14 protein-coding genes are annotated in these 21779 nt (G+C 62.4%); 9 read left to right on the plus strand and 5 right to left on the minus strand.

Features of this window, described 5'->3' with window-relative positions; genetic code table 11:
- Positions 1 to 56 precede the first annotated feature (56 nt).
- The gene (locus PMM47T1_RS18350; RefSeq protein WP_008371603.1) at positions 57 to 2495 is read right to left on the minus strand and encodes a Lon protease family protein; all 2439 of its coding nucleotides are present in this window, start codon (positions 2493 to 2495) and stop codon (positions 57 to 59) included.
- A gap of 252 nt (positions 2496 to 2747) precedes the next feature.
- Between PMM47T1_RS18350 and PMM47T1_RS18355 the strand changes: the two genes are divergently transcribed.
- The 4 genes from PMM47T1_RS18355 (at position 2748) to PMM47T1_RS18370 (ending at position 6203) form a co-directional block, all read left to right on the plus strand.
- Entirely contained in the window at positions 2748 to 3236 is a 489-nt protein-coding gene (locus PMM47T1_RS18355) for a DUF3015 domain-containing protein (protein ID WP_008371605.1), read from the plus strand.
- An 83-nt stretch (positions 3237 to 3319) separates the two neighbouring features.
- On the plus strand, positions 3320 to 5173 hold the full coding sequence (locus PMM47T1_RS18360; protein ID WP_008371608.1) for an Lnb N-terminal periplasmic domain-containing protein: 1854 nt from the start codon (positions 3320 to 3322) through the stop codon (positions 5171 to 5173).
- 124 nt (positions 5174 to 5297) lie between these two features.
- Positions 5298 to 5648 (plus strand): hypothetical protein, encoded by a 351-nt coding sequence (locus PMM47T1_RS18365; protein WP_008371611.1) that lies wholly within the window; start codon positions 5298 to 5300, stop codon positions 5646 to 5648.
- Between the two features lie 108 nt (positions 5649 to 5756).
- Positions 5757 to 6203: a GreA/GreB family elongation factor gene (locus PMM47T1_RS18370; protein ID WP_008371612.1), complete on the plus strand. Its 447-nt coding sequence runs from the start codon at positions 5757 to 5759 to the stop codon at positions 6201 to 6203.
- Positions 6204 to 6297: 94 nt separating this feature from the next.
- Here PMM47T1_RS18370 and ettA read toward each other — a convergent pair whose 3' ends face one another.
- Complete coding sequence (gene ettA, locus PMM47T1_RS18375; protein WP_008371614.1) at positions 6298 to 7962, minus strand: energy-dependent translational throttle protein EttA; 1665 nt, start codon at positions 7960 to 7962, stop codon at positions 6298 to 6300.
- Positions 7963 to 8207: 245 nt separating this feature from the next.
- Between ettA and PMM47T1_RS18380 the strand changes: the two genes are divergently transcribed.
- Both PMM47T1_RS18380 and glyA read left to right on the plus strand, forming a co-directional pair.
- A complete protein-coding gene (locus tag PMM47T1_RS18380; RefSeq protein ID WP_008371616.1) occupies positions 8208 to 12041 on the plus strand; it encodes a sensor domain-containing protein in 3834 nt (1277 codons plus the stop codon).
- Between the two features lie 219 nt (positions 12042 to 12260).
- Positions 12261 to 13514: a serine hydroxymethyltransferase gene (glyA, locus tag PMM47T1_RS18385; RefSeq protein WP_008371618.1), complete on the plus strand. Its 1254-nt coding sequence runs from the start codon at positions 12261 to 12263 to the stop codon at positions 13512 to 13514.
- Between the two features lie 65 nt (positions 13515 to 13579).
- On the opposite strand, the gene yjiA is transcribed toward glyA, so the two are convergent.
- The 3 genes from yjiA to PMM47T1_RS18400 form a co-directional block, all read right to left on the minus strand.
- Positions 13580 to 14533 (minus strand): GTPase, encoded by a 954-nt coding sequence (yjiA, locus tag PMM47T1_RS18390; protein WP_008371620.1) that lies wholly within the window; start codon positions 14531 to 14533, stop codon positions 13580 to 13582.
- 108 nt (positions 14534 to 14641) lie between these two features.
- On the minus strand, positions 14642 to 14839 hold the full coding sequence (locus tag PMM47T1_RS18395) for a YbdD/YjiX family protein (protein ID WP_008371622.1): 198 nt from the start codon (positions 14837 to 14839) through the stop codon (positions 14642 to 14644).
- A gap of 17 nt (positions 14840 to 14856) precedes the next feature.
- Positions 14857 to 16923 carry a carbon starvation CstA family protein gene (locus tag PMM47T1_RS18400; protein ID WP_008371623.1) on the minus strand — a complete coding sequence of 689 codons (2067 nt, stop codon included), beginning with the start codon at positions 16921 to 16923 and terminating at the stop codon, positions 14857 to 14859.
- Positions 16924 to 17328: 405 nt separating this feature from the next.
- Here PMM47T1_RS18400 and PMM47T1_RS18405 point away from each other — a divergent pair, with 405 nt between their 5' ends.
- The 3 genes from PMM47T1_RS18405 to PMM47T1_RS18420 all read left to right on the plus strand — a co-directional run.
- A complete protein-coding gene (locus tag PMM47T1_RS18405) occupies positions 17329 to 17697 on the plus strand; it encodes a PilZ domain-containing protein (RefSeq protein WP_008371624.1) in 369 nt (122 codons plus the stop codon).
- 857 nt (positions 17698 to 18554) lie between these two features.
- The gene (locus PMM47T1_RS18415) at positions 18555 to 21128 is read left to right on the plus strand and encodes a type VI secretion system Vgr family protein (protein WP_008371628.1); all 2574 of its coding nucleotides are present in this window, start codon (positions 18555 to 18557) and stop codon (positions 21126 to 21128) included.
- A gap of 35 nt (positions 21129 to 21163) precedes the next feature.
- On the plus strand, positions 21164 to 21779 hold a 616-nt coding region (locus PMM47T1_RS18420; protein ID WP_043301244.1), incomplete at its 3' end, for a T6SS effector phospholipase Tle3 domain-containing protein.

Genomic DNA, 21779 nt, shown 5'->3' on the forward strand with positions numbered 1-21779 from the left:
GCAATGTGCGACTGCCGGGTCAGGCGCCGAATGGTCATTCGGCGCCCTTCTTCGGATCAGGCTGGCTTCACCTGGGCCAATTCGGCTTCGGCGGCCTCCTTCTCAGCTTCCTTGAGGTCTTCCTCGCTGATCATCTCGGCAATTTCGCGCAGGCGCTCCACCACCCGGGCGTTGATGCTGCCATCGGGAAACTGACCGTCGGCATCCGGCGTGCCCGCGTCTTCACCCACCAGCAGGCTCAACGCTTCATCGGCCTGGCGCACCGCGTACACGTGGAACTGGCCCGCGCGCACGGCCTGCAGGACTTTCTCGTCGAGCATCAGCGTGGCCACGTTGGCGTGGGGGATGATGGCGCCCTGCTCACCGGTGAGGCCGCGGGCTTCGCACAGGCGGAAGAAGCCCTCGATCTTCTCGTTGACCCCGCCCACCGCCTGCACCTCACCAAACTGGTTGATGGAGCCGGTGATGGCGAAGCATTGCTTGAGCGGCGTGCGCGACAAGGCCGAGATCAGCGTGCAGGCCTCGCCCAGCGACGCACTGTCACCGTCCACGTAGCCGTAGGACTGCTCCAGGGCGATGCTGGCCGAGATGGCCAAGGGGAACTCCTGGGCATAACGGCTGCCCAGGTAACCGGTGAGGATCATCACCCCCTTGGAGTGGATGGGCTGGCCCAGGTTGACCTCGCGTTCGATGTCGACGATGCCGCTGCCGCCCGGGTACACAGTGGCGGAAATGCGCGCCGGCACGCCGAACGCCGAGTCGCCCACCTCCAGCACCGTGAGGCCGTTGCACTTGCCCACGGCGGCGCCGGCGGTGTCAATCAGGATAATGCCGGCCAGCATGTCGTCCAGGATGCGTGCCGACACTCGCCCGGTGCGCGTGGCCTTGGCTTTCAGCGCCCGGTCGATGTGCCCGGCGTCGGTCATCTCGTCAGCGGCCAGGTGACGAATGAAGTCCGCCTCGCTGACCAGTTGGAACAGGTCGCCGATGCGCGCCGACAGGCGTCCCTGGTGTTCGGCCAGGCGCGCGCTGTAGGTGGCCAGGCGCGCAACCGCGTCGGCCGTCAGCGGCGCCATGCCCTCCTCCGAAGTGCGGGTCTTGAGTAACTGGGCAAACTGCTCCAGGCTCTCATCGACCATGGGGATGTCTTCGTCGAAGTCCACCAGCACCCGGAACATCTCCTGGAAGTCCGGATCCGCGTCTTGCAGCGCGTAGTACAGCTGGCGCGAACCGATGATCACCACCTTGACCTGCAAGGGGATCATTTGCGGCGTGAGGGTGACGGTGGCCAGGCGGCCGAACTCGCCCAGCGGCGATTCCATCTTCAGTTTGCGCGATTGCAGGGCACGCTTCAGGGCGTCCCATACAAACGGTTCGCCAAGCATTTTCTCCGCTTCCAGAATCAGGAAGCCGCCATTGGCGCGGTGCAACGCACCGGGGCGCAATTGCCGGTAGGTGGTGTACAGCGCGCCCTGGTCGGTGCTGTATTCAATGCGGCCAAACAGGTTGTCGTAGGTAGGGTGCGGCTCGAACACCACTGGCGCGCCACCACTCACCGGGTGGCCCACCACCAGGCTGGGGGCGTACTGCTCTTCAAGCAGCTTGCGCGCTTGGGCATCGGTTTTGCTGTCGTCCACCAGTTGTTCGACCACGGTTTTTAGCAGGTACACCTGCATGGCCTGCAGGTAGGCGCACACCGCCGCGTTTTCCGCGTACTTTTCCGACAGCGGCGCCAGCAGCGGCTGCAATGCCAAGGTGATGGTCTCTTCGTTCAACTGACGCATCTGGTTGCCGGATTCGCGCTTCCATTGCGGCAAGCTCGCCAGCTCTTCGTTGAGGCGCTCTTCCAGGTCCGAGATGTCCTGGTGGAAGCGGTCGCGGTCGGCTTCGGGCAGTTGCGCGAACTCGGCTTCGTCCAGCGCCTTGCCATCGAGCATGGGGGTGAAGGCGATGTTGCTGCTGTCACGGTAAAGGGCCACGTCCTTTTCCAGCGACAGGCGCTCGATCACGTCCAGCGCGCGGTCGTAGCGCTGGTTGAAGGCGCGGTCGATGGCGCTTTTCTTCTGCTGATAGGACGGGTGTTCGAACACCGCAGGAAAGGTCGACAACAGGTTGTCGATCAACCCGCCGATGTCGCCGATGAACGCGCCGGCGGTGCCGGGCGGCAGCTCCAGCGCGCGCGGCTCGCGCGGCTCATCGAAGTTGTTGACGTATACCCAGTCCGGTGGCGTTTGCAGGCGCTTGCCTTCGGCCTTCAGGTAGCGTTTGACGAAGGAGAAACGGCCAGTGCCGGGCTCCCCCATGACAAACACGTTATAACCGGGGCGCGGCATGGCCACGCCAAATTGCAGCGCCTCTACGGCGCGTTCCTGGCCAAGCACACCGCGAAAGGGCTCCAGATCGTTGGTGGTGGAGAAGCTGAACTGTTCAGCGGAAAACGGACGGGTCAGCGCTTCTGGCGCAAGACGCAAGCTGGCAGCAACAGGATCAGGCATCGGGCATCCTTACTTCGGCGGGGCAGATGACGGCATTCTGGCGCTGAAGAGCTTGAAGCTGCAAGCGACAAGCTACACGCCATGCGCACAGTAGTTGCTTGCTGCTTTCCGCTTGAGGCTTGCAGCTCCCAAAAAGGCAGTTTTTGGGTGGAACCTTAAATCACTGCCTAAACTCCAACCTGCATCCTGGAGCAAGGCAGTCCCAGGCAGTCCTGAACCCCTTGGTTTTGCACCTTAAAAGAGAACAAAGCTATGAAACGGATTCTTCTGGGTACGCTGTTCACCGTCGCCTCGTTCCATGCCATGGCCCAAGCGCCTGGCGGTCCGGACTGCGGTTGGGGGAACATGTTGTTCGAAGGCCAACGTGGCACCCCGGCTCACTTCCTTGCTTCCACCACCAACGGCACCTCGGGTAACGCCACGTTTGGCATGACCTCGGGCACCAACGGCTGCTCCACCAACGCCGCGCTGACCTACGGCGGCAAGTCGTGGATCGCCATGAACGGCATGATGAACGAACTCTCCGAAGACATGGCCAAGGGCCAGGGCGAAGCGCTGACCACCTACGCGGTGGTGCTGGGCGTCGCGCCCCAGGACCGCGCCTATTTCGAGTCCGTCACTCACCAGCACTTTCAGGACATCTTCAAGACTGCCGATGTGACGGCCGACGATGTTCACGCCAATACCATGAACGTGCTCAAAAGCGACCCACGCCTGGCCAAGTACGCAGCCCAGGCCTAAGCTCGAACTCGCCCGCCCTTCGGGGCGGGACTTTTCACGCCACCGCGGCACGCCTTTTCGTCCCTCTGACTTAGTTGCCAACGATGCTCAAACGCCTTGCTTACCTGGCGCTCTGTGTGTGCGCCCCGTTGCATGCCGCACCTCACGTGGATCCCACCCGCATCAGCCACTTGGCAAACGACCCGTACTGGCTCGCCCTGGGTCATTACACGCCGGCCAAGCTGGGCGGCTGGCGCAGCTACGTCAATGACAGGCGCTTCTTCCTGGCTGCCGATGGCGCCCATCACCCCGACCACGAACTGGCCGCCACCGTCGAGGCGCTGTACGCCCCCGCATCGCTGGGCAACCAGCACGCTCAGTGCGTGTTTCCGGCGCGCAGCCGCTGGCTGAGTCAGCAACTGGGTTTGCAGGATTTGCCTGCGCCCGACTGCAGCGATTTCCACCAGTGGTACAAGGAAATCTCGCCGCACAACACGGTGCTGGTATTTCCAGCCGCCTACCTGAACAGCCCCTCTTCCATGTTCGGCCACACGCTGCTGCGCATCGACCAGGCCGAGGCCAGCCAGGACAAGACCGCGCTGCTGAGCTACGCGATCAATTTCGGTGCCTACATCCAGGGCAACGACAACAGCATTCTCTATGCCTGGAAAGGCCTCGCCGGCGGCTACCCGGGAATGTTCTCGCTGGTGCCCTACCAGCAGAAACTGGCCGAATACCGCAGCCTGGAAAACCGTGACCTGTGGGAATACCACCTGGACCTGACGCCTGCCGAAACCGCGCGCATGGTCGAGCATGTGTGGGAGCTCAAGCAGATCCGCTTCGGCTATTTTTTCTTCGACGAAAACTGCTCGTATCGCCTGCTGGAGTTGCTGCAAGTGGCGCGCCCCAGCCTGCGCCTTACCGAGCAGTTTCCATTGACCGCTATCCCCACCGACACCGTGAAGGCGGTGAAGCAGGCAGGCCTGGTGGGTGAAATCGACTACCGCCCTTCTCGCGAGCGAGAGTTGCTGGCCCGGGCCGAACCGCTGAACGCCGACGAACAGCAATGGGCACTGAAGGTGGCCGAGGATACCGGTCAGCTGCAAAGCACCGGTTTCAAGGCGCTGGCCGCCGACCGCCAGGCCCTGATCCTGGACGCTGCCTACCGCCTGGAACGCTACCGCGCCACGGGCCAGGCGCGCGACGCCGGGCGCACCCAGCGCAGCTACCAATTGTTGCGCGCCATCAGCCAGAACCCACCGCCGCCCCTGGCGGTGGAGCGCCCCGGCCTGCCGGAAAACGGTCATGACTCGCGCACCTGGCAAGTGGGCGTGGGCAGCCGCGATGGCAAGGCCTTCGGCGAATACGGGCTGCGTATGGCCTACCACGACCTCAACGACAACAGCGAAGGTTTCCCGCTGGGCGCGCAAATCGAAATTCTCAACATGAAGCTGCGCCAGTACGAGGGCAACCAGTGGCAACTGCAGCGCCTGGACCTGGCCACCATCCGCTCCATGACCCCACGCAATGCATTGCTGCAACCCTGGTCATGGCAAGTCACCGGCGGCCTTGAGCGCGTGCTGGGCAAGCATGGCGACGAGACCCTGGTCAGCCATGTCAATGGCGGCGCCGGTGGCACCTGGCAGCTGGGCAAGGACACCCTGGCATTTGCCCTGGGCACGGTGCGCGTTGAGCACAACAACGACTTCTCAGCCATGGTTTCCCCGGCCGCCGGTTTCGACAGCGGCCTGCTGTGGAAAACCCCGCTGGGCAACCTGCGCCTGGAAGCCCAGGGCGATTACTTCCTCAATGGCGAGGTACGGCGCACCCTCAGCCTCAACCAGCAATGGGAGCTTTCGCGCAACCTCGGCCTGCGCCTGAGCGCGCAACGCGACTTCAGCGAACTCACCGGGCCGCGCAACGAGGTGATGCTGGAACTCAAGTGGTACCACTACTGACAATTCCATCACACGGGCTTGACGCTTGCGCAACGAAATCGAACCTAGACTTGACTCACGGGTCCACCGTTTGACCGTCGCAGTTTTCAGACGGGAGCGGTGGGCATGAAACGGGAGTCGGATCATGTGGCGCTGGGTGGTGGTGAGTGTGATGGTGGCGTTGACGGGGTGTCAGTCGACCCACGAGCAAATGATTAGCCAGGGTTACCCACCCGCCTATGCCGACGGCTTCAAGGACGGCTGTGGCAGCGGCCGGGAAGCGGCCGGGGTAAACGGTTTCTTCCAGAAGAACGTGCCGCGCTACCTCAGTGAGAAACTCTACTCCACCGGCTGGGACGACGGCTTCCGCCAATGCCAGGCCAGCGCCGCGGCGCAGCCCAATCAGAGTGACTGGAGCGTGCAGCACGGCGACGACCGCGAACGCGCCTGGGAACAGCAGAAAACCCAGGGCGAAGGGCGCGCCTATCACCCCTGAACGAATCGTGTAACCGCTGCCGCAGGCCCTGTGCCCCGCTGGAGACCTCCGGGGTTCACCCCGGCCAGCGCGGCCTGGCGGCAGCGGCTAGATAACCGGGAGCATTTTGTGAGTCGAGCCTTCGTCAATGAAGATCATGCACAGGTCAGCCAGGCCGCCGAGCGCAGGGTCAGCGACCAGCCCAATCACGTCACCCCCCGGGGCCTGGAATTGCTCCAGACGCGGCTACGCGCCCTGCAGGGCAGTGACACCGACCCGCAGCGCCTGGCCGACCTGCATTACTTCACCCAGCGCGTGCAAAGCGCGCAGGTGGTCAATGCTGCGGACAATGGCAAGGTACAGATAGGCTGTTGGGTGACCTTCAGCGACCCCGAGGGCAATGAACAGCGGGTGTGCCTGGTGGGCGAGGATGAGGCAGACGCTGCGCAGGGGCTGATCAACTGGGGCTCACCGCTGGGGCGGGCGTTGATCGGGGCGCAGGTGGGCGATGAAGTGGTGTGGAAACGGCCGGTGGGCGATCTGCCGATCGAGATAATCGATATCGCCACGGCCTGACGCTGTGGGAGCGGGCTCGCCAGCGAGATTTTGGGACAACCAAAAAACTCGCTGGCAAGCCCGCTACCACAGGCCCTGAGGCTACGTTTTCTTGTTACGCCAGTTTCTTGTGGCGTACCCGATGCGGCTGGGCGGCCGCTTCACCGAGGCGCTTCTTGCGGTCGGCTTCGTATTCGGTGTAGTTGCCTTCGAAGAACACGGCTTGCGAATCATCCTCGTAGGCCAGGATGTGAGTGGCCACGCGGTCCAGGAACCACCGATCGTGAGAGATCACAATGGCGGCGCCTGGGAAGTCCAGCAGGGCTTCTTCCAGCGAACGCAGGGTTTCCACGTCGAGGTCGTTGGACGGTTCGTCGAGCAGCAGGACGTTGCCGCCCTCCTTCAGGGTCAGGGCCAGGTGCAGACGGCCACGCTCACCACCGGACAGGTCCTTGACGAACTTCTGCTGGTCGCCGCCCTTGAAGTTGAAGCGCCCCACGTAGGTACGCGACGGGATCTCGTAGCTGCCGATGCGGATGTTGTCCGAACCGTCGGAGATCTGCTGGAACACGGTCTTGCTGCCGTCCAGGTCGTCACGGCTCTGGTCCACACAGGCCAGTTGCACGGTTTCGCCAATCTCGATGCTGCCCGAGTCCGGTTGTTCCTTGCCCATCAGCATACGGAACAGGGTCGACTTACCGGCACCGTTACCGCCGATCACGCCAACGATGGCGCCTTTTGGCATGGCGAACGACAGGTTGTCGATCAGCACGCGGTCGCCGTAGCCCTTGCAGACGTTCTTGAACTCGATGACCTTGTCACCCAGGCGCGGACCGGCCGGGATGTAGATCTCGTTGGTTTCCGAACGCTTCTGGAATTCCTGCGACTGCATTTCTTCAAAGCGCTGCAGACGAGCCTTGGATTTCGACTGGCGGGCCTTGGCGCCTTTGCGCACCCACTCCAGTTCTTCCTTCATGGCCTTTTCATGGGCCGACTGCTGCTTGGATTCCTGGGCCAGACGATCGGACTTGGCTTCCAGCCAACCCGAATAATTGCCCTCGTAAGGAATACCCGCGCCGCGGTCCAGTTCAAGGATCCAGCCGGCCACGTTGTCCAGGAAGTAACGGTCGTGCGTGATCGCAACCACGGTACCCGGGAAGTCGTGCAGGAAGTGCTCCAGCCAGGCGACGGAATCGGCGTCCAGGTGGTTGGTAGGTTCGTCGAGCAGCAGCATGTCGGGGGCCGACAGCAGCAGGCGGCACAGGGCCACGCGGCGCTTTTCACCACCGGATAGGTGTTCGACCTTGGCGTCCCAGGCCGGCAGGCGCAGGGCGTCGGCGGCCACTTCCAGCTGGCGCTCCAGGTTGTGACCGTCGCTGGCCTGCAGGATGGCTTCAAGCTTGGCCTGTTCGGCGGCCAGTTTGTCGAAGTCGGCATCCGGCTCGGCGTAGGCGGCATACACTTCATCAAGACGTGCCTGGGCATCCTTGATGACGCTGACGGCCTCTTCCACCACTTCACGCACGGTCTTGGCCGGGTCAAGTTGTGGCTCTTGCGGCAGATAACCCACGTTGAGCTCGGGCATCGGGCGCGCTTCGCCGTCGAATTCCTTGTCAACGCCGGCCATGATTTTCAGCAGCGTGGATTTACCCGAGCCGTTGAGGCCCAGCACGCCGATCTTGGCGCCGGGGAAGAACGACAAGGAAATGTTCTTTAGAATTTCCCGCTTCGGCGGCACAACTTTGCTCAGCCGATGCATGGTGTAGACGTATTGAGCCATGAGAAACCTGGTGACAGTAGACAGATGAAGAATCCGCGAGATGGTCAAAGCTACCGGAATGCGCGAGGCAGGGCAAACGGGCGGCAAACAGTAGTGGCACCTGGCCATAAAATAAGGCATGCTAGCCGCCCTTCGGGCGTCCGGCTTATAGTGCGCGCTGTTCATGGTGGCGGGCCCCTCTGCAGCGGGTTGCAGACGCCTCTGCCAGCCCTTTGCCACAGTCAGCCAGACCGCAGGATCACAGTTTGACCAACCTCACTCAGCCGTCATCCCTGCGCTCCCCGGCCAACGTGCCTGGCGAGCCGACGCGCGGTACGCTAAAAAGCGCCCTGGCCCTGCTGGCCTTGCTGCTGCTGACGTTGCTGGTGTGGCAGTTGCTGGACCAATTCAAGTACAACGTCGCCGACCAACGGCAACGCACCGCCGAATACACTGCCGTGCTGGGCGAGCACCTGGGCTTGAACATGGCCCTGGAAGGCCAGCAGGCGCTGTACCGGGTCACCAGCGGCGACGTGCAGACACCCCAGGCCTTGCAGGCCCTGCTGCAACCCCACCTGTCCGCCTTGCTGAGCGTGGCCCGCCTCGACAGCCAGGGCAACGTGCAGGCTGACAACGCCGCCACCGGCCCCGCTCAGGACCTGGCAGGCCTGGTCAAGCGCAGCCAGGGCCAGCCGTTTCATTTCAGCCAGAGCCAGGACGGTCGCCAGGTGTACCTGCTGGTCAGCGCCAGCGAGCGACCGGCCGAGGGCTACTGGTTGCTGCGCCTGGACCCGTCCATCTACGCCAGCCTCACCCACCGCGTAGACCCATCCGCCCTGCCCCACTGGTTGCTGGAAAGCCGCGAGCCGACGATGGTATTGCGCCGTGACCCGCGCAGCAGCGAGAGCGGCCTGGCCCTTACCGCGCACGAACAGGCCATGAGCGTGAACACCGTGCCGCTGCCCAACACCGACTGGCAACTGCGCACCCTGTTCGACCAGCGCGGGGCTGAGCTGCAACTGCTGCCCGCGTTGATCGGCAAGTTCCTGCTGCTGGGCGCCTGTTCGCTGCTGCCGCTGCTGGCGTTGTTCAACCTGCGCCGCCGCCAGCGCCAGTTGCATGAAGGCCGCCGCCGCTATCACGACATTTTCGAAGGCACCGGCGTGGCCCTATGCGTGCTGGACTTGTGCGCCCTGCAAGACCTGCTGGGCACGTCGCACATCAGCACAGTGGCCGACCTGGACGCCTGGCTTGCCGCCAACCCGACGTCACGGGGCCTGCTGTTGCAGCAATTGCGCATTACCGAAGTCAACCAGATGGCCCTGGACCTGCTGAACGTCGCCGACAGCCAGGGTGCCTGGCAGCGCCTGTTCGGCCACGAACGCCTGGACGCCGCCAGCATGGGCCGCCAGTTGTTGGACACGCTGCTCAGCGACCAGCAGGAACTGGAAACCGAAATTCGCATCGCCGACCGCCTGGGCCAGGACCAATACCTGTGGCTGACCGTGCGCCTGCCCCACGTGACAGGCGACTACGGCTCGGTGATTCTGAGCATCAATGACGTCACCAGCCGCAAGAGCGTCGAGCTATCACTGGTGGAGCGCGAAGGCTTCTGGTCGGATGTGGTGCGCACCGTTCCCGACCACCTGTACGTGCAGGACGTGGTCAGCCAGCGGATGATCTACAGCAACCACCACTTGGGCCAGACACTGGGCTTCACGAAGCCGGAACTGGCGCAGATGGGCGAGTATTTCTGGGAAATACTGCTGCACCCCGAAGACGCCGGCGACTATCAGCGCATGCGCCTGGCGCGGCGCAAGGACGACGACCTGCAACGGCTGCAATGCCAATTGCGCTTCAAGCACAAGGACGGCCGCTGGCTGCGCTTCGACATTCGCGAACAAGCCCTCTCCCGGGACGACTCGGGCCGCGTCACGCGGATCATCGGCGTGGCCAAGGACGTCACCGACCAGATCGAAGCCAGTGAATCGCTGCGCGACAGCGAGCAGCGCTACCGCATGCTGGCCGAAAGCATCAGCGACGTGATTTTTTCCACCGACAGCAAGCTGTCACTCAATTACGTCAGCCCCTCGGTACAGGCCGTACTGGGCTACGACGTGAAATGGGTATTCGACAATGGCTGGCAGTCGACCATCGCCAACCCCCAGCAACTGACCGGCATTTATCAGTTGATCGAGCGGGTCGGCATGGTCTTGGACAAGCCCGACGAACTGCTGGCGCTGCGTAACCAGCTCACCACCCAACTGTTCGTGCTCGACTGCCTGCGCGGCGACGGCCGCAAGATCCCCATCGAGCTGCGCCTGGTGCTGGTGTGGGACGACCACGGCACTTTCGAAGGCATCCTCGGCGTGGCCCGTGACATCAGCCAGCAACGCCGCGCGGAAAAAGACCTGCGCATGGCCGCCACGGTATTCGAGCATTCCACCTCGGCCATCCTCATCACCGACCCGGCCGGCTACATCGTGCAGGCCAACGAGGCCTTCAGCCGCGTCAGCGGTTACGAAGTAGCCCAGGTGCTGGACCAGTTGCCAACCATGCTGACCGTGGATGAGCAGCAGCAGGCGCACCTGAGCTACGTGATCAAGCAACTGCACAGCCGCGGCACCTGGGAAGGCGAAGTGTGGCTCAAGCGCCGCAGCGGCGAGCACTACCCGGCGTGGGTGGGTATTACCGCGGTGTTCGATGACGAAGGCGACCTGGCCAGCTACGTGTGCTTCTTCAGCGACATCAGCGAGCGCAAGGCCAGCGAACAGCGCATTCACCGCCTGGCCTATTACGACGCCCTCACCCACCTGCCCAACCGCACCTTGTTCCAGGACCGCCTGTACACCGCGCTGCAACAGGCCGAGCGGCAGAAGTCGTGGGTGGTGCTGATGTTCCTCGACCTCGACCGTTTCAAGCCCATCAACGACTCCCTGGGCCACGCCGCCGGCGACCGCATGCTGCAGGAAATGGCCACCCGCCTGCTGGCCTGCGTCGACGACGAAGACACCGTGGCGCGCATGGGCGGCGACGAGTTCACCTTGTTGCTGCAACCACGCCCCACCCGTGAGGCGGCGCTCAACCGCGCCATCCATGTGGCCGAGCAAATCCTGGCCAGCCTGGTGACGCCGTTCGTGCTGGAAAACCGCGAGTTCTTCGTCACCGCCAGTATCGGCATCGCCCTGAGCCCTCAGGACGGCAGCGAACTGAGCCAGTTGATGAAGAACGCCGACACGGCCATGTATCACGCCAAGGAACGCGGCAAGAACAACTTCCAGTTTTACCAGGCCGACATGAACGCCAGTGCGCTGGAACGCCTGGAACTGGAAAGCGACCTGCGCCATGCGCTGGAGCAGAACGAGTTCGTGCTGTACTACCAGCCGCAGTTCAGCGGCGACGGCAAGCGCCTTACCGGTGCCGAGGCGCTGCTGCGCTGGCGCCACCCGCGGCGCGGTCTGGTGCCGCCGGGCGACTTCATTCCCGTGCTCGAAGAGCTGGGCCTGGTGGTGGACGTGGGCGATTGGGTGCTGACCGAGGCCTGCCGCCAGCTGCGCGCCTGGCACCAGGCCAAGGTGCGGGTGCCGAAGGTGTCGGTGAATATCTCCGCCCGGCAGTTCTCCGACGGTCAACTGGGTACGCGCATCGCCAATATCCTCAAGGAAACCGGCCTGCCGCCGGCATGCCTGGAGCTTGAGCTGACCGAGAGCATTCTGATGCGCGAAGTCAACGAAGCCATGCAGATCCTCGACAGCCTGAAGTTCCTGGGCCTGAGCATCGCGGTGGACGATTTCGGCACGGGCTATTCGTCGCTCAACTACCTCAAGCAATTCCCTATCGACGTGCTGAAGATCGACCGCACCTTCGTCGACGGCCTGCCCGAGGGCGAACAGGACGCGCAGATCGCCCGCGCCATTATTGCCATGGCCCACAGCCTGAACCTGGCGGTTATCGCCGAGGGCGTGGAAACCCATGAGCAGTTGGACTTCCTGCGCGAGCACGGCTGCGACGAAGTGCAGGGCTACCTGTTCGGCCGGCCCATGCAGGCCAGCCGCTTCGAGGCGCAGTTCAGCAACGACGCGCTCTTCATGTTCGACTGAACACCGTGTCGCGCCCTTCGCGGGCAGAGCCCGCTCGCACAAAAGCAGAGTTACCGCCACGTGTGGGAGCGGGCTGTGCCCGCGAAGGCCGTGCCACCGATCCCCCTGCATGAACACCACTCGTCAAGGCAATGACTGCCTTTCATATGCCAGATAAAACGCGATGGGGTAGAATGCGCGCCTGTTCACCTTTTTCCTGCCCGATCCTTGAGGACCGCCATGTTCAGCCGTGATTTGACACTTGCCAAGTACGACGCCGATCTCTTTGCCGCCATGGAGCAAGAAGCTCAGCGCCAGGAAGAGCACATCGAGCTGATCGCTTCGGAAAACTACACCAGCCCTGCCGTCATGGAAGCCCAGGGTTCGGTATTGACCAACAAGTACGCCGAAGGCTACCCAGGCAAGCGCTACTACGGTGGTTGCGAGTACGTCGACGTGGTTGAGCAACTGGCCATCGACCGTGCCAAGGAACTGTTCGGCGCCGATTACGCCAACGTCCAGCCGCACGCCGGCTCCCAGGCCAACGCTGCCGTCTACCTGGCCCTGCTGCAGGCAGGCGACACCATCCTGGGCATGAGCCTGGCCCACGGCGGTCACCTGACCCACGGCGCCAGCGTTTCCTCGTCGGGCAAGCTGTACAACGCCGTCCAGTACGGCATCGACGCCAACGGCCTGATCGACTACGACGAAGTCGAGCGCCTGGCGGTTGAACACAAGCCGAAAATGGTCGTGGCCGGTTTCTCTGCCTACTCGCAGGTTCTGGACTTCGCCCGTTTCCGCGAAATCGCCGACAAGGTGGGTGCCTATCTGTTCGTCGACATGGCCCACGTGGCCGGTCTGGTGGCCGCTGGTGTCTACCCGAACCCTGTGCCATTCGCTGACGTAGTGACCACCACTACTCACAAGACCCTGCGCGGTCCACGTGGCGGCCTGATCCTGGCTCGCGCCAACGCCGACATCGAGAAGAAGCTCAACTCCGCCGTGTTCCCCGGCGCCCAAGGCGGCCCACTGGAGCACGTCATCGCCGCCAAGGCCGTGTGCTTCAAGGAAGCGCTGCAGCCTGAGTTCAAGGCCTACCAGCAACAAGTGGTGAAGAACGCCCAGGCCATGGCCAGCGTGTTCATCGAGCGCGGCTTTGACGTAGTGTCGGGCGGTACTCAGAACCACCTGTTCCTGCTGTCGCTGATCAAGCAGGAAATCTCCGGTAAGGACGCTGACGCCGCTCTGGGCAAGGCTTTCATCACCGTGAACAAGAACTCCGTGCCGAACGACCCACGCTCGCCATTCGTTACTTCGGGCCTGCGTTTCGGCACCCCAGCCGTCACCACCCGTGGTTTCAAAGAGGCTGAGTGCAAGGAACTGGCCGGCTGGATCTGCGACATCCTGGCCGACCTTTCCAACGAAGCGGTGATCGACGCCGTTCGCGAGAAGGTCAAGGCCATCTGCGCCAAGCTGCCGGTTTACGGCAACTGATAGCAGCACCCTGATGTGCAAAAGGCCCGGCCAATGCGCCGGGCTTTTTTGTGCCAGCCATTCAATCAGGTAAGCGCGTTGAAGCCGGCGCGGATAGTGGCTTCGGGCAGGTCATCGGCGATGAATACCATCACGCTTTCGCGCACCTCACCTTCGCTCCACTCGGTGTCCCAGTCAAAGCCGTACAGCTTGAGCACGCCCTGGAACACCAGCCGGCGGTCTTCGCCGGCGATGTTCAACACGCCCTTGTAGCGCAGCAACTGCCGACCATGGTCCTCCAGCAACTGGTTCATGAACGCGCTGAGCTTGTCGATATCCAGCGGCTGTTCGGTGCGCAGCACCATGCTGGAAATGCGGTCGAGGCTGTCCGCTGCCACCACCGGCCGCACGTTGAGGCTACCATTGAGGTTGAAGCCACGCACGTCCAGCAGCTCAGCCAGGTCGATCTCGCCATGGCGCACCACGCGTATCGGTGCGCGGCGGTTGATGCGAGTCAGGCGTTCGCTCAAGGCCTCGAAGGCGTGCGGGCTGACCAGGTCGGTCTTGCTCACCAGCAACCGATCGGCGAAGCCCACCTGGGCCTGGGCAATGGTCTGGGCCAGGTGTACCTCGGCGTTGGCCGCGTCCACCAGGGTGATGATGCCGTCGAGGATATAGCGCTCGCGTAGTTCCTCGTCGATGAAGAAGGTTTGTGCCACAGGCGCGGGGTCGGCCAGGCCAGTGCACTCGATCACCAGGCGGTCGAAAGCGATCTCGCCACTGTCCAAGCGCTCCATCAACAGGTACAGGGCCTTGGTCAGGTCGGTGTGGATGGTGCAGCACACGCAACCGTTGGCCAGGGTCATGACCTGCACCGGCGCATCGCCCAGCAGTTGAGTATCGATGCCGGCGTCACTGAATTCGTTTTCGATCACGGCTATTTTCAGGCCGTGTTCGGCCTTGAGCAGGTGGCGCAGCAAGGTGGTCTTGCCGGCGCCCAGGAAGCCGCTGAGGATGGTGACGGGTATGGGGGAAGACAAATGACATGCTCCAGCATTTTTCAGGGGGGCTGAATGTGGGAGCGGGCTCTGACCGCTCCCACAAAAGCCATTCATGCCCATCTGACGACTGCGGGCATGATCTTCAACTCAACAACACTTCGGCCCGCCCTTGCCGCCGTAGCGGGCCTCCTGGCGTTCGCGGAAGAACGCCTCGTAGTCCATCACCGGCTTGTCCGGGTGCTTGGTCTGCATGTGCTCTACGTAGTTGTCGTAGTCGGGCATGCCCACCATCAGGCGCGCCGCCTGCCCCAGGTATTTGCCCAGCCGGCTCAGGTCATTGAACATGTCTGCCTACCTCGTTATCAAGCACCAGGCACCGCCTGGAAAGGGGCTTCCTTGTCGGTACGTTCTTTCTTGCCCCAGGCAGCGATGCTCACCTTGATGGCGTAGAACAGGATCGCAAACACCACGAACAGGAACAGCCCGGTCAGCGCCGCGTTGGTGTACGCGTTGAAGATCACGTGCTGCATCTGGTTGATGTCCTTGGCCGGGGCAATGATCTGCCCAGCGTCCAGCGCGGTGCTGTATTTCTTGGCCAAGGCCAGGAAGCCGACGGCCGGATTGGCGTCGAACAGCTTGATGAAGCCTGCGGTAGTGGTGCACACCAGCAGCCACACCGCCGGAATAAGCGGCACCCAGATGTAGCGCTGGCGCTTCATTTTGATCAGCACCACCACACCCAGCATCAGCGCGATACCGGCGAGCATCTGGTTGGAGATACCGAACAGCGGCCACAAGGTGTTGATGCCGCCCAGCGGGTCGATCACGCCCTGATACAGCAGGTAACCCCACAGCGCCACGCACCCGGCAGTGCCGATGATGTTGGCGGCCCACGACTCGGTGCGCTTGAGCGCCGGTATGAACGAGCCCAGCAAGTCCTGCAGCATGAACCGCCCGGCACGGGTACCGGCGTCCACCGCAGTCAGGATGAACAGCGCTTCGAACAGGATCGCGAAGTGGTACCAGAACGCCATGGTGTTCTCACCCGGCAGCACGTGGTGCAGGATTTGCGCGATACCCACCGCCAACGTCGGCGCACCACCGGCACGGGCCAGGATGGTGTTCTCGCCAATATCATGGGCCACCGCCATCAACGCATCCGGGGTAATCGCAAAGCCCCAGTTGCTGACCGCGGTTGCCACGGCCACCACGTCGGAACCCACCACGGCGGGCGGGCTGTTCATGGCGAAGTACACGCCCGGTTCGATCACCGAGGCGGCAACCATTGCCATGATGGCCACGAACGATTCCATCAGCATGCCGCCGTAACCGATGTAACGGGCGTTGGTTTCGTTATCCAGCAGCTTGGGCGTGGTGCCCGATGCAATCAGCGCGTGGAAGCCCGACACCGCGCCACAGGCGATGGTGATGAACAGGAACGGGAACAGGCCGCCCTTCCACACCGGGCCAGTACCGTCGATGAACTGGGTCAGCGCCGGCATTTTCAGCAGCGGCGTGGTGATCAGGATACCGATGGCCAGCGCGATGATGGTGCCGATCTTCAGGAAGGTCGACAGGTAGTCACGCGGTGCCAGCACCAGCCATACCGGCAGTACCGCCGACACGGCGCCATAGCCGATCAACATCCAGGTGATCTGGATACCGGTGAAGCTGAATATCTTGTTCCACGAAGGGTCCGCGGCAATCTGGCCCCCCAGCCAGATCGAGCCCAGCAACAGCAACACGCCGATGATGGAAATCTCACCGATGCGGCCCGGGCGGATGTAACGCATGTACACGCCCATGAACATCGCGATCGGAATGGTCGCCATCACCGTGAACATGCCCCACGGGCTGTCGGCCAGCGCCTTGACCACGATCAGCGCCAGCACCGCGAGGATGATGATCATGATCAGGAAGCAGCCGAACAGGGCGATGGTGCCGGGGATGCGGCCCATCTCCTCGCGCACCATGTCACCCAGCGAGCGCCCGTTGCGGCGGGTGGACATGAACAGCACCAGGAAGTCCTGCACGGCGCCAGCCAGCACCACGCCGGCAATCAGCCACAGCGTGCCTGGCAGGTACCCCATTTGCGCAGCCAGCACCGGGCCCACCAGCGGGCCTGCGCCGGCAATGGCGGCAAAGTGGTGACCGAAAAGAATGTGCTTGTTGGTCGGCACATAGTCCAGACCATCGTTGTTGACCACCGCAGGCGTGGCCCGACGCGGGTCGAGCTGCATCACAGTATTGGCGATGAAGAGGCTGTAGTAACGATAGGCAACCAGGTAGATCGCTACCGCCGCCACTACAATCCACAGTGCGTTGATCGGCTCACCGCGGCGCAAGGCCACGACGCCCAGGGCGCACGCGCCCAGAACTGCCACCACGAGCCATGGCAGATGGCGCAGCGGACTATTGTTGTTGTTCATTTTTTTTATTCCAACCAGGTGGATACGAAAGTCAGCCCCGCGAGTCTAGCGACACTGCCGGGAAAGGCCACCCCCAACATTGGTCTAGAGCCCTTAATTACAGGACGACCATCATTTTTATCCGCCCTTGCGGGGTACTTGGCAAGTACCAGCAGACCAGTGAACACCGGCGGCAAATGCCGGTCGCGATAAGTAGGCCCCTGCACAGGTAACGCCCTATGGCTAGGGATCCTTTCGGCTGCTATTGGCCATGCTGGTCGCTATCATGAACCGGGCTTTCATCCGCCCCGATGAAGCGCAGTTGGAACAGCTGTTCGGCGACACCTATCGTCAGTATTGTCGACGGGTTCGAAGATGGCTTTGAGACACTAAGCTATAGTCATGGGAATCGCAGAGGGTGTATCCATGACCGATAACCATGACGAGCGCCGCCGCTTCAAGCGCGTATCCTTCGACGCCAAGACCCAGATCAGCCAGGGTGACCGCACCTGGCAGGTGAAACTCATCGACCTGTCTCTGCGCGGCGCACTGATCCAGCGGCCCGATGACTGGGCGGTAGAGCCGAACAAACACTTCCTGATCAACATCCACCTCACCGACCTGATCGACGTGCGCATGGACGCCGAGTTGCGTCATGAAGAACATGGCCACCTGGGGTTCGCGTGCCTGCATATCGGGTTGGAGGATATTGGGCACTTGCGGCGGATCATTGAGTTGAATCTGGGGGATATGGAGGAGTTGGAGCGGGAGTTGGGGGCGTTGGTGGAGGTGTGAGGGGGCGACTTCCGGGAAAGTAGCCGCTGCTGCCAGGGCTACGCTGGCCAGCCGTATCAACAAAGATCATCTGACCAGAACGCCCTCGACACTCATCAGCCGTCTTTGGCGCTTATCCCCTCCGCCACCGCATCCACCAACGCCCGTGCACTAGACAACAGTTCGAGTCCCTACCAGATTAAGCCAGTGTGGCTCCAGCCGTTGTCGGTGAGTTCGTAGGCGGTTTCGTATGCAGATTTGAGAATGGGGGATGCGTGGACCAGAGCATCTTCGGCACTTATGCCCCCGACCACCTGGAACATGGGACGGGCATCAGAATCAATCACGCCGAAGGCTCGGTTAGCGGTGACAGAGGCGATCTTCACATGGGCGCGAGGCTGCAGGTTCTTGAGCAAAAGGGTCCATCGGCAACTCCTCGATTGGTAGAGTCGCCGCCTCCGGCGGTCGAACAAGAGGGTGGCAACTGTGCAGTTTGACAGACCAGGAATCGGGGACCCGGCGCAGCCTTGAGCGCCCCACGCACCGTTGCCATAACAAATCAGCGCACCTTAGAAGGAGGTGTGCAGAGCGTTTTGGCACGTGCGCCTCGATTGATCGCCCTGTCAAACCGGCCGCTGAAACAGTCAGCGACGCTACGGAGAGTATTTCCGCTCGCGGGCCTGCACACGCCATCGGGCAGGATACAACGCAACATCAGAAACGTTCTGCATTCCAAACCTAATTTATCGGGCCCAAAGTGCCTCTGATTAAAAAAAGCGAATTTTCCCACCAAGTTTCAGAAACATCCTGCATACCCGCTGTTGTGCCACTCGATACCTTTCTCGCCTCGGTAACCCTTCCACGCGAGGAATCTGTCCATGTCTTCCAGCCGTCCTGCCTGGCTTTGCGCTCAATATAACCGCCTGATCAAGTTTCACACTGAAGAGACGCGCTACGACGAACTCTGGCTTGAAAGCTTGAAGGGTCGTGAAGGGTTATCACAACTGTTCGAGTTCAAGCTGGTGCTGCTCAGCGAGGATGCTCAGTGCCCGCTAAAAACCATGATGGGCAAACCTGCAAGGGTGGAAATCGAATTGGCGGACCGCAGCCAGCGCCCCTTGCACGGGCTGATAACTTCCTTTTCATTGCATGACTGCGATAACGGGGTGGCTCGCTACGAGGCCACGCTCAGCCCTTGGTTGTGGATGTTAAGTCGGCGCAGCGACCTGCGCATTTTTCAGGAAAAGACCGTTCGTGATGTGCTGGGCGCCGTGTTTGCCCAGTATGAACTGATCAGCGCCTACGAATTTCGCCTCAGCAAGCCCCTCAAGAAACACAGTTACCTGACGCAGTTCAACGAAACGGACCTGGAATTCGTGCTGCGACTGCTGGAAGCCGATGGACTGTTCTTCTACTTCGAGCACAGCTTGCAGCGGCACACCCTGATCATCGTCGACAGTACGGACTGGCTATCAGCGCTACCGGAACAACCCAGCATCCGCTTTCACAGCGCACGCGTCACCGAAACGGAGGACTCGATTACCCAATGGTGCGCGGAGCGCGAAGTAGCGCCCGGCCTGTTTACCACGCGAGGCTTCGACTACAAAAAGCCCAGGGTCCGGATGGAAGTCAGACTCAAGACGCTCAACGACCAGGGCGATGTCACCCCATACGAGCACTACCGTTGCGACACCCAATACAGCCATGTCGACTGCGAAGAGGGAGATCGCTGGTTGCGCCACCGCATTGAGGCCAGGGAAGTTCAGGCCAAGACCTTTAGCGGCACCAGCAATTGCAGGGCGATGCGACCAGGCGCCAGCTTTGAACTACGAGAACACTTCGTCCACGATAGAGACCCGGACGAAGACCGACATTTCCTGCTGTTGAGCGTCGAACACGAAGGCAGCAACGCCTATCTCACCGGGCAAGAGTCGACCTACGAAAACCACTTTACCTGCATCCGCAACACCATTGCCTATCGCCCCCCCCTGCTGACAGCTCGGCCTAAAATCGCTGGCCCTTTGACAGCCACCGTCGTCGGCCCACCCGGCACAGAGGTGTTCACCGATGAGATGGGACGCATCCAGGTGCGCTTCCACTGGCAGCGCGTCAATGACGGCGAGATACCACCTGACGACCAGGCATTGCAGACCACCTGGCTACGGGTTGCCATGCCCAGTGCGGGCCAGGGCTTCGGTCATCAGTTTCTGCCGAGGGTCGGCCAGGAGGTGCTGGTGCACTTTCTCGCAGGGGATATCGACCGCCCGCTGATCGGTGCCGCGGTGTACAACGGCGATCACCCCACCCCAGAGTTCAGTAACGAACCTGGCTTGCCCGGCAACCGGGCGCTGTCCGGCATACGCAGCCGCGAACATGAGGGCCGCGGCTACAACGAGTTGTTATTCGATGACACCCCCGGCGCACTGCGGACAAGGCTGGCCAGCACCCATCGCGCTTCGGAACTCAACTTGGGCAAACTTGCCACGCCACGCCAGCAAGGCCGCAGCGAGCCACGTGGCGAAGGGGCAGAGTTGCGCAGCGATGCCGCGATTGCCGTTCGCGCGGCTCATGGCTTGCTGTTGAGCACCTATGCCCGGGAACGGGCAAGTGGTGGCCAACTGGACCGTGACGAATTGCTCAAACTGCTGGGCGAGTGCGCCGACCTGTTCGCAGCGCTGGGCCAGACCGCCGAAGCACGCGGGGCGGGCGCCCTGAACCTCACAGGCCTGGATGCCCTGAAAAAGTCCGCCGAGCAATGGCCCACCGCCGACAGTACCGCCAGCGGCGACCCGCTGTTGGCCCTGGCCAGCGCGGCCGGCATCGTCAGCGCCACGCCTGCGGGCCAGGCTCACTTTGCAGGCACCGACCACGACACCATCGCCCACGACCAACTGGCCCTGACCAGCGGTGCTGCCATGCGCCTGCAGGCCGGCCAGGGCGTCTCGGCCTTTGCCCAGGATGGCGGCATCAGTGCCATTGCCAATCGCGGCCAGGTGTTGGTGCAAGCCCAGGAGGACAACGTGGTCGTCAATGCCCAGCACAACGTTCACGTATCGGCCACCGAGGGCGAAGTGCTGATCAGTGCTCCCACCATTCGCCTGGTGGCCGACGATGGTAGCTATATCCGTTTAGGCGGCGGGGGGGTGGAAATAGGCACGCCGGGCAAGGCCATCGTACACGCCGCAAAACATGACTGGCTCGACGGCAAGAGCGACAGCGCACGCGTGCCCAGCTTCACACGCGACCCTGCGGACCAGCGCGTGGGTTTCCACTACCCCGGTCACTCGGACAAGGCGCCGCGCACGGCAGCCGACCAGCCCTTCCAACTGCAGACAGCCGACGGTGGAGTACTCGCCGGTATTGCCGACGCCCTGGGCCACAGCAGCAGCGTGGCGCGCGAATCGATGCAACGTCTGGACGCCACGGCACTGCGAAAGCCCAAGGCCGACTGATTCCCCCTTTTTTTCAACACGGAGCATCGCCCTACATGAGCGAACAAGTCGTTGCCCGGGGAACTACCCGGCTCAACACCATCCCGAACTCCATCAAGTGGATCGAGGTCCCGGCCGACATGCCAGGCGTAGTGATCTTTTTGCATGGCGTCAATGACCCAGGGGCTTCCTATGAGGCTGTGGAAACGGGGTTATGCAAGGGGGTCAATGAGCGGTTGGATCGAGTGGATTTGAAACCAGGGGTGTATGGCGCAAGGTTTCAAGAAGCCAGCGATTTACCTGCAGACGAGCGCACCGCGCGCTGGAAGGACGTTGTTGACGACCCTGACACCTACCTCTATCAACGCCAGGAAGCCAAAAAAGCCGCCAGCCTGTTCATCCCCTTCTACTGGGGCTACCGCGCCACCCCCGACGAAGTTCAGCGCGACGACAAGGGCGACCCCACGCGCCTGCGCGGCCAGTTCCAGGACGTCTTTGGCAACCGCCTGGACCGCCACTTCGGCAAAGGCGGCGGCTTTTTCGCCAACGCCACCAACAACATCCTCGAAATGTACGGCCGCGGCTTCAACAAGTTCATCCGCCACCTGGCCCAGACTGCCCTGGGCAACACCCTGTACATGGGCAAGGCGCCGTCGCGGCGCTACTTCATCT

This window comes from Pseudomonas sp. M47T1, from assembly GCF_000263855.1.
In the GTDB taxonomy this organism is placed as follows: Bacteria; Pseudomonadota; Gammaproteobacteria; order Pseudomonadales; family Pseudomonadaceae; genus Aquipseudomonas.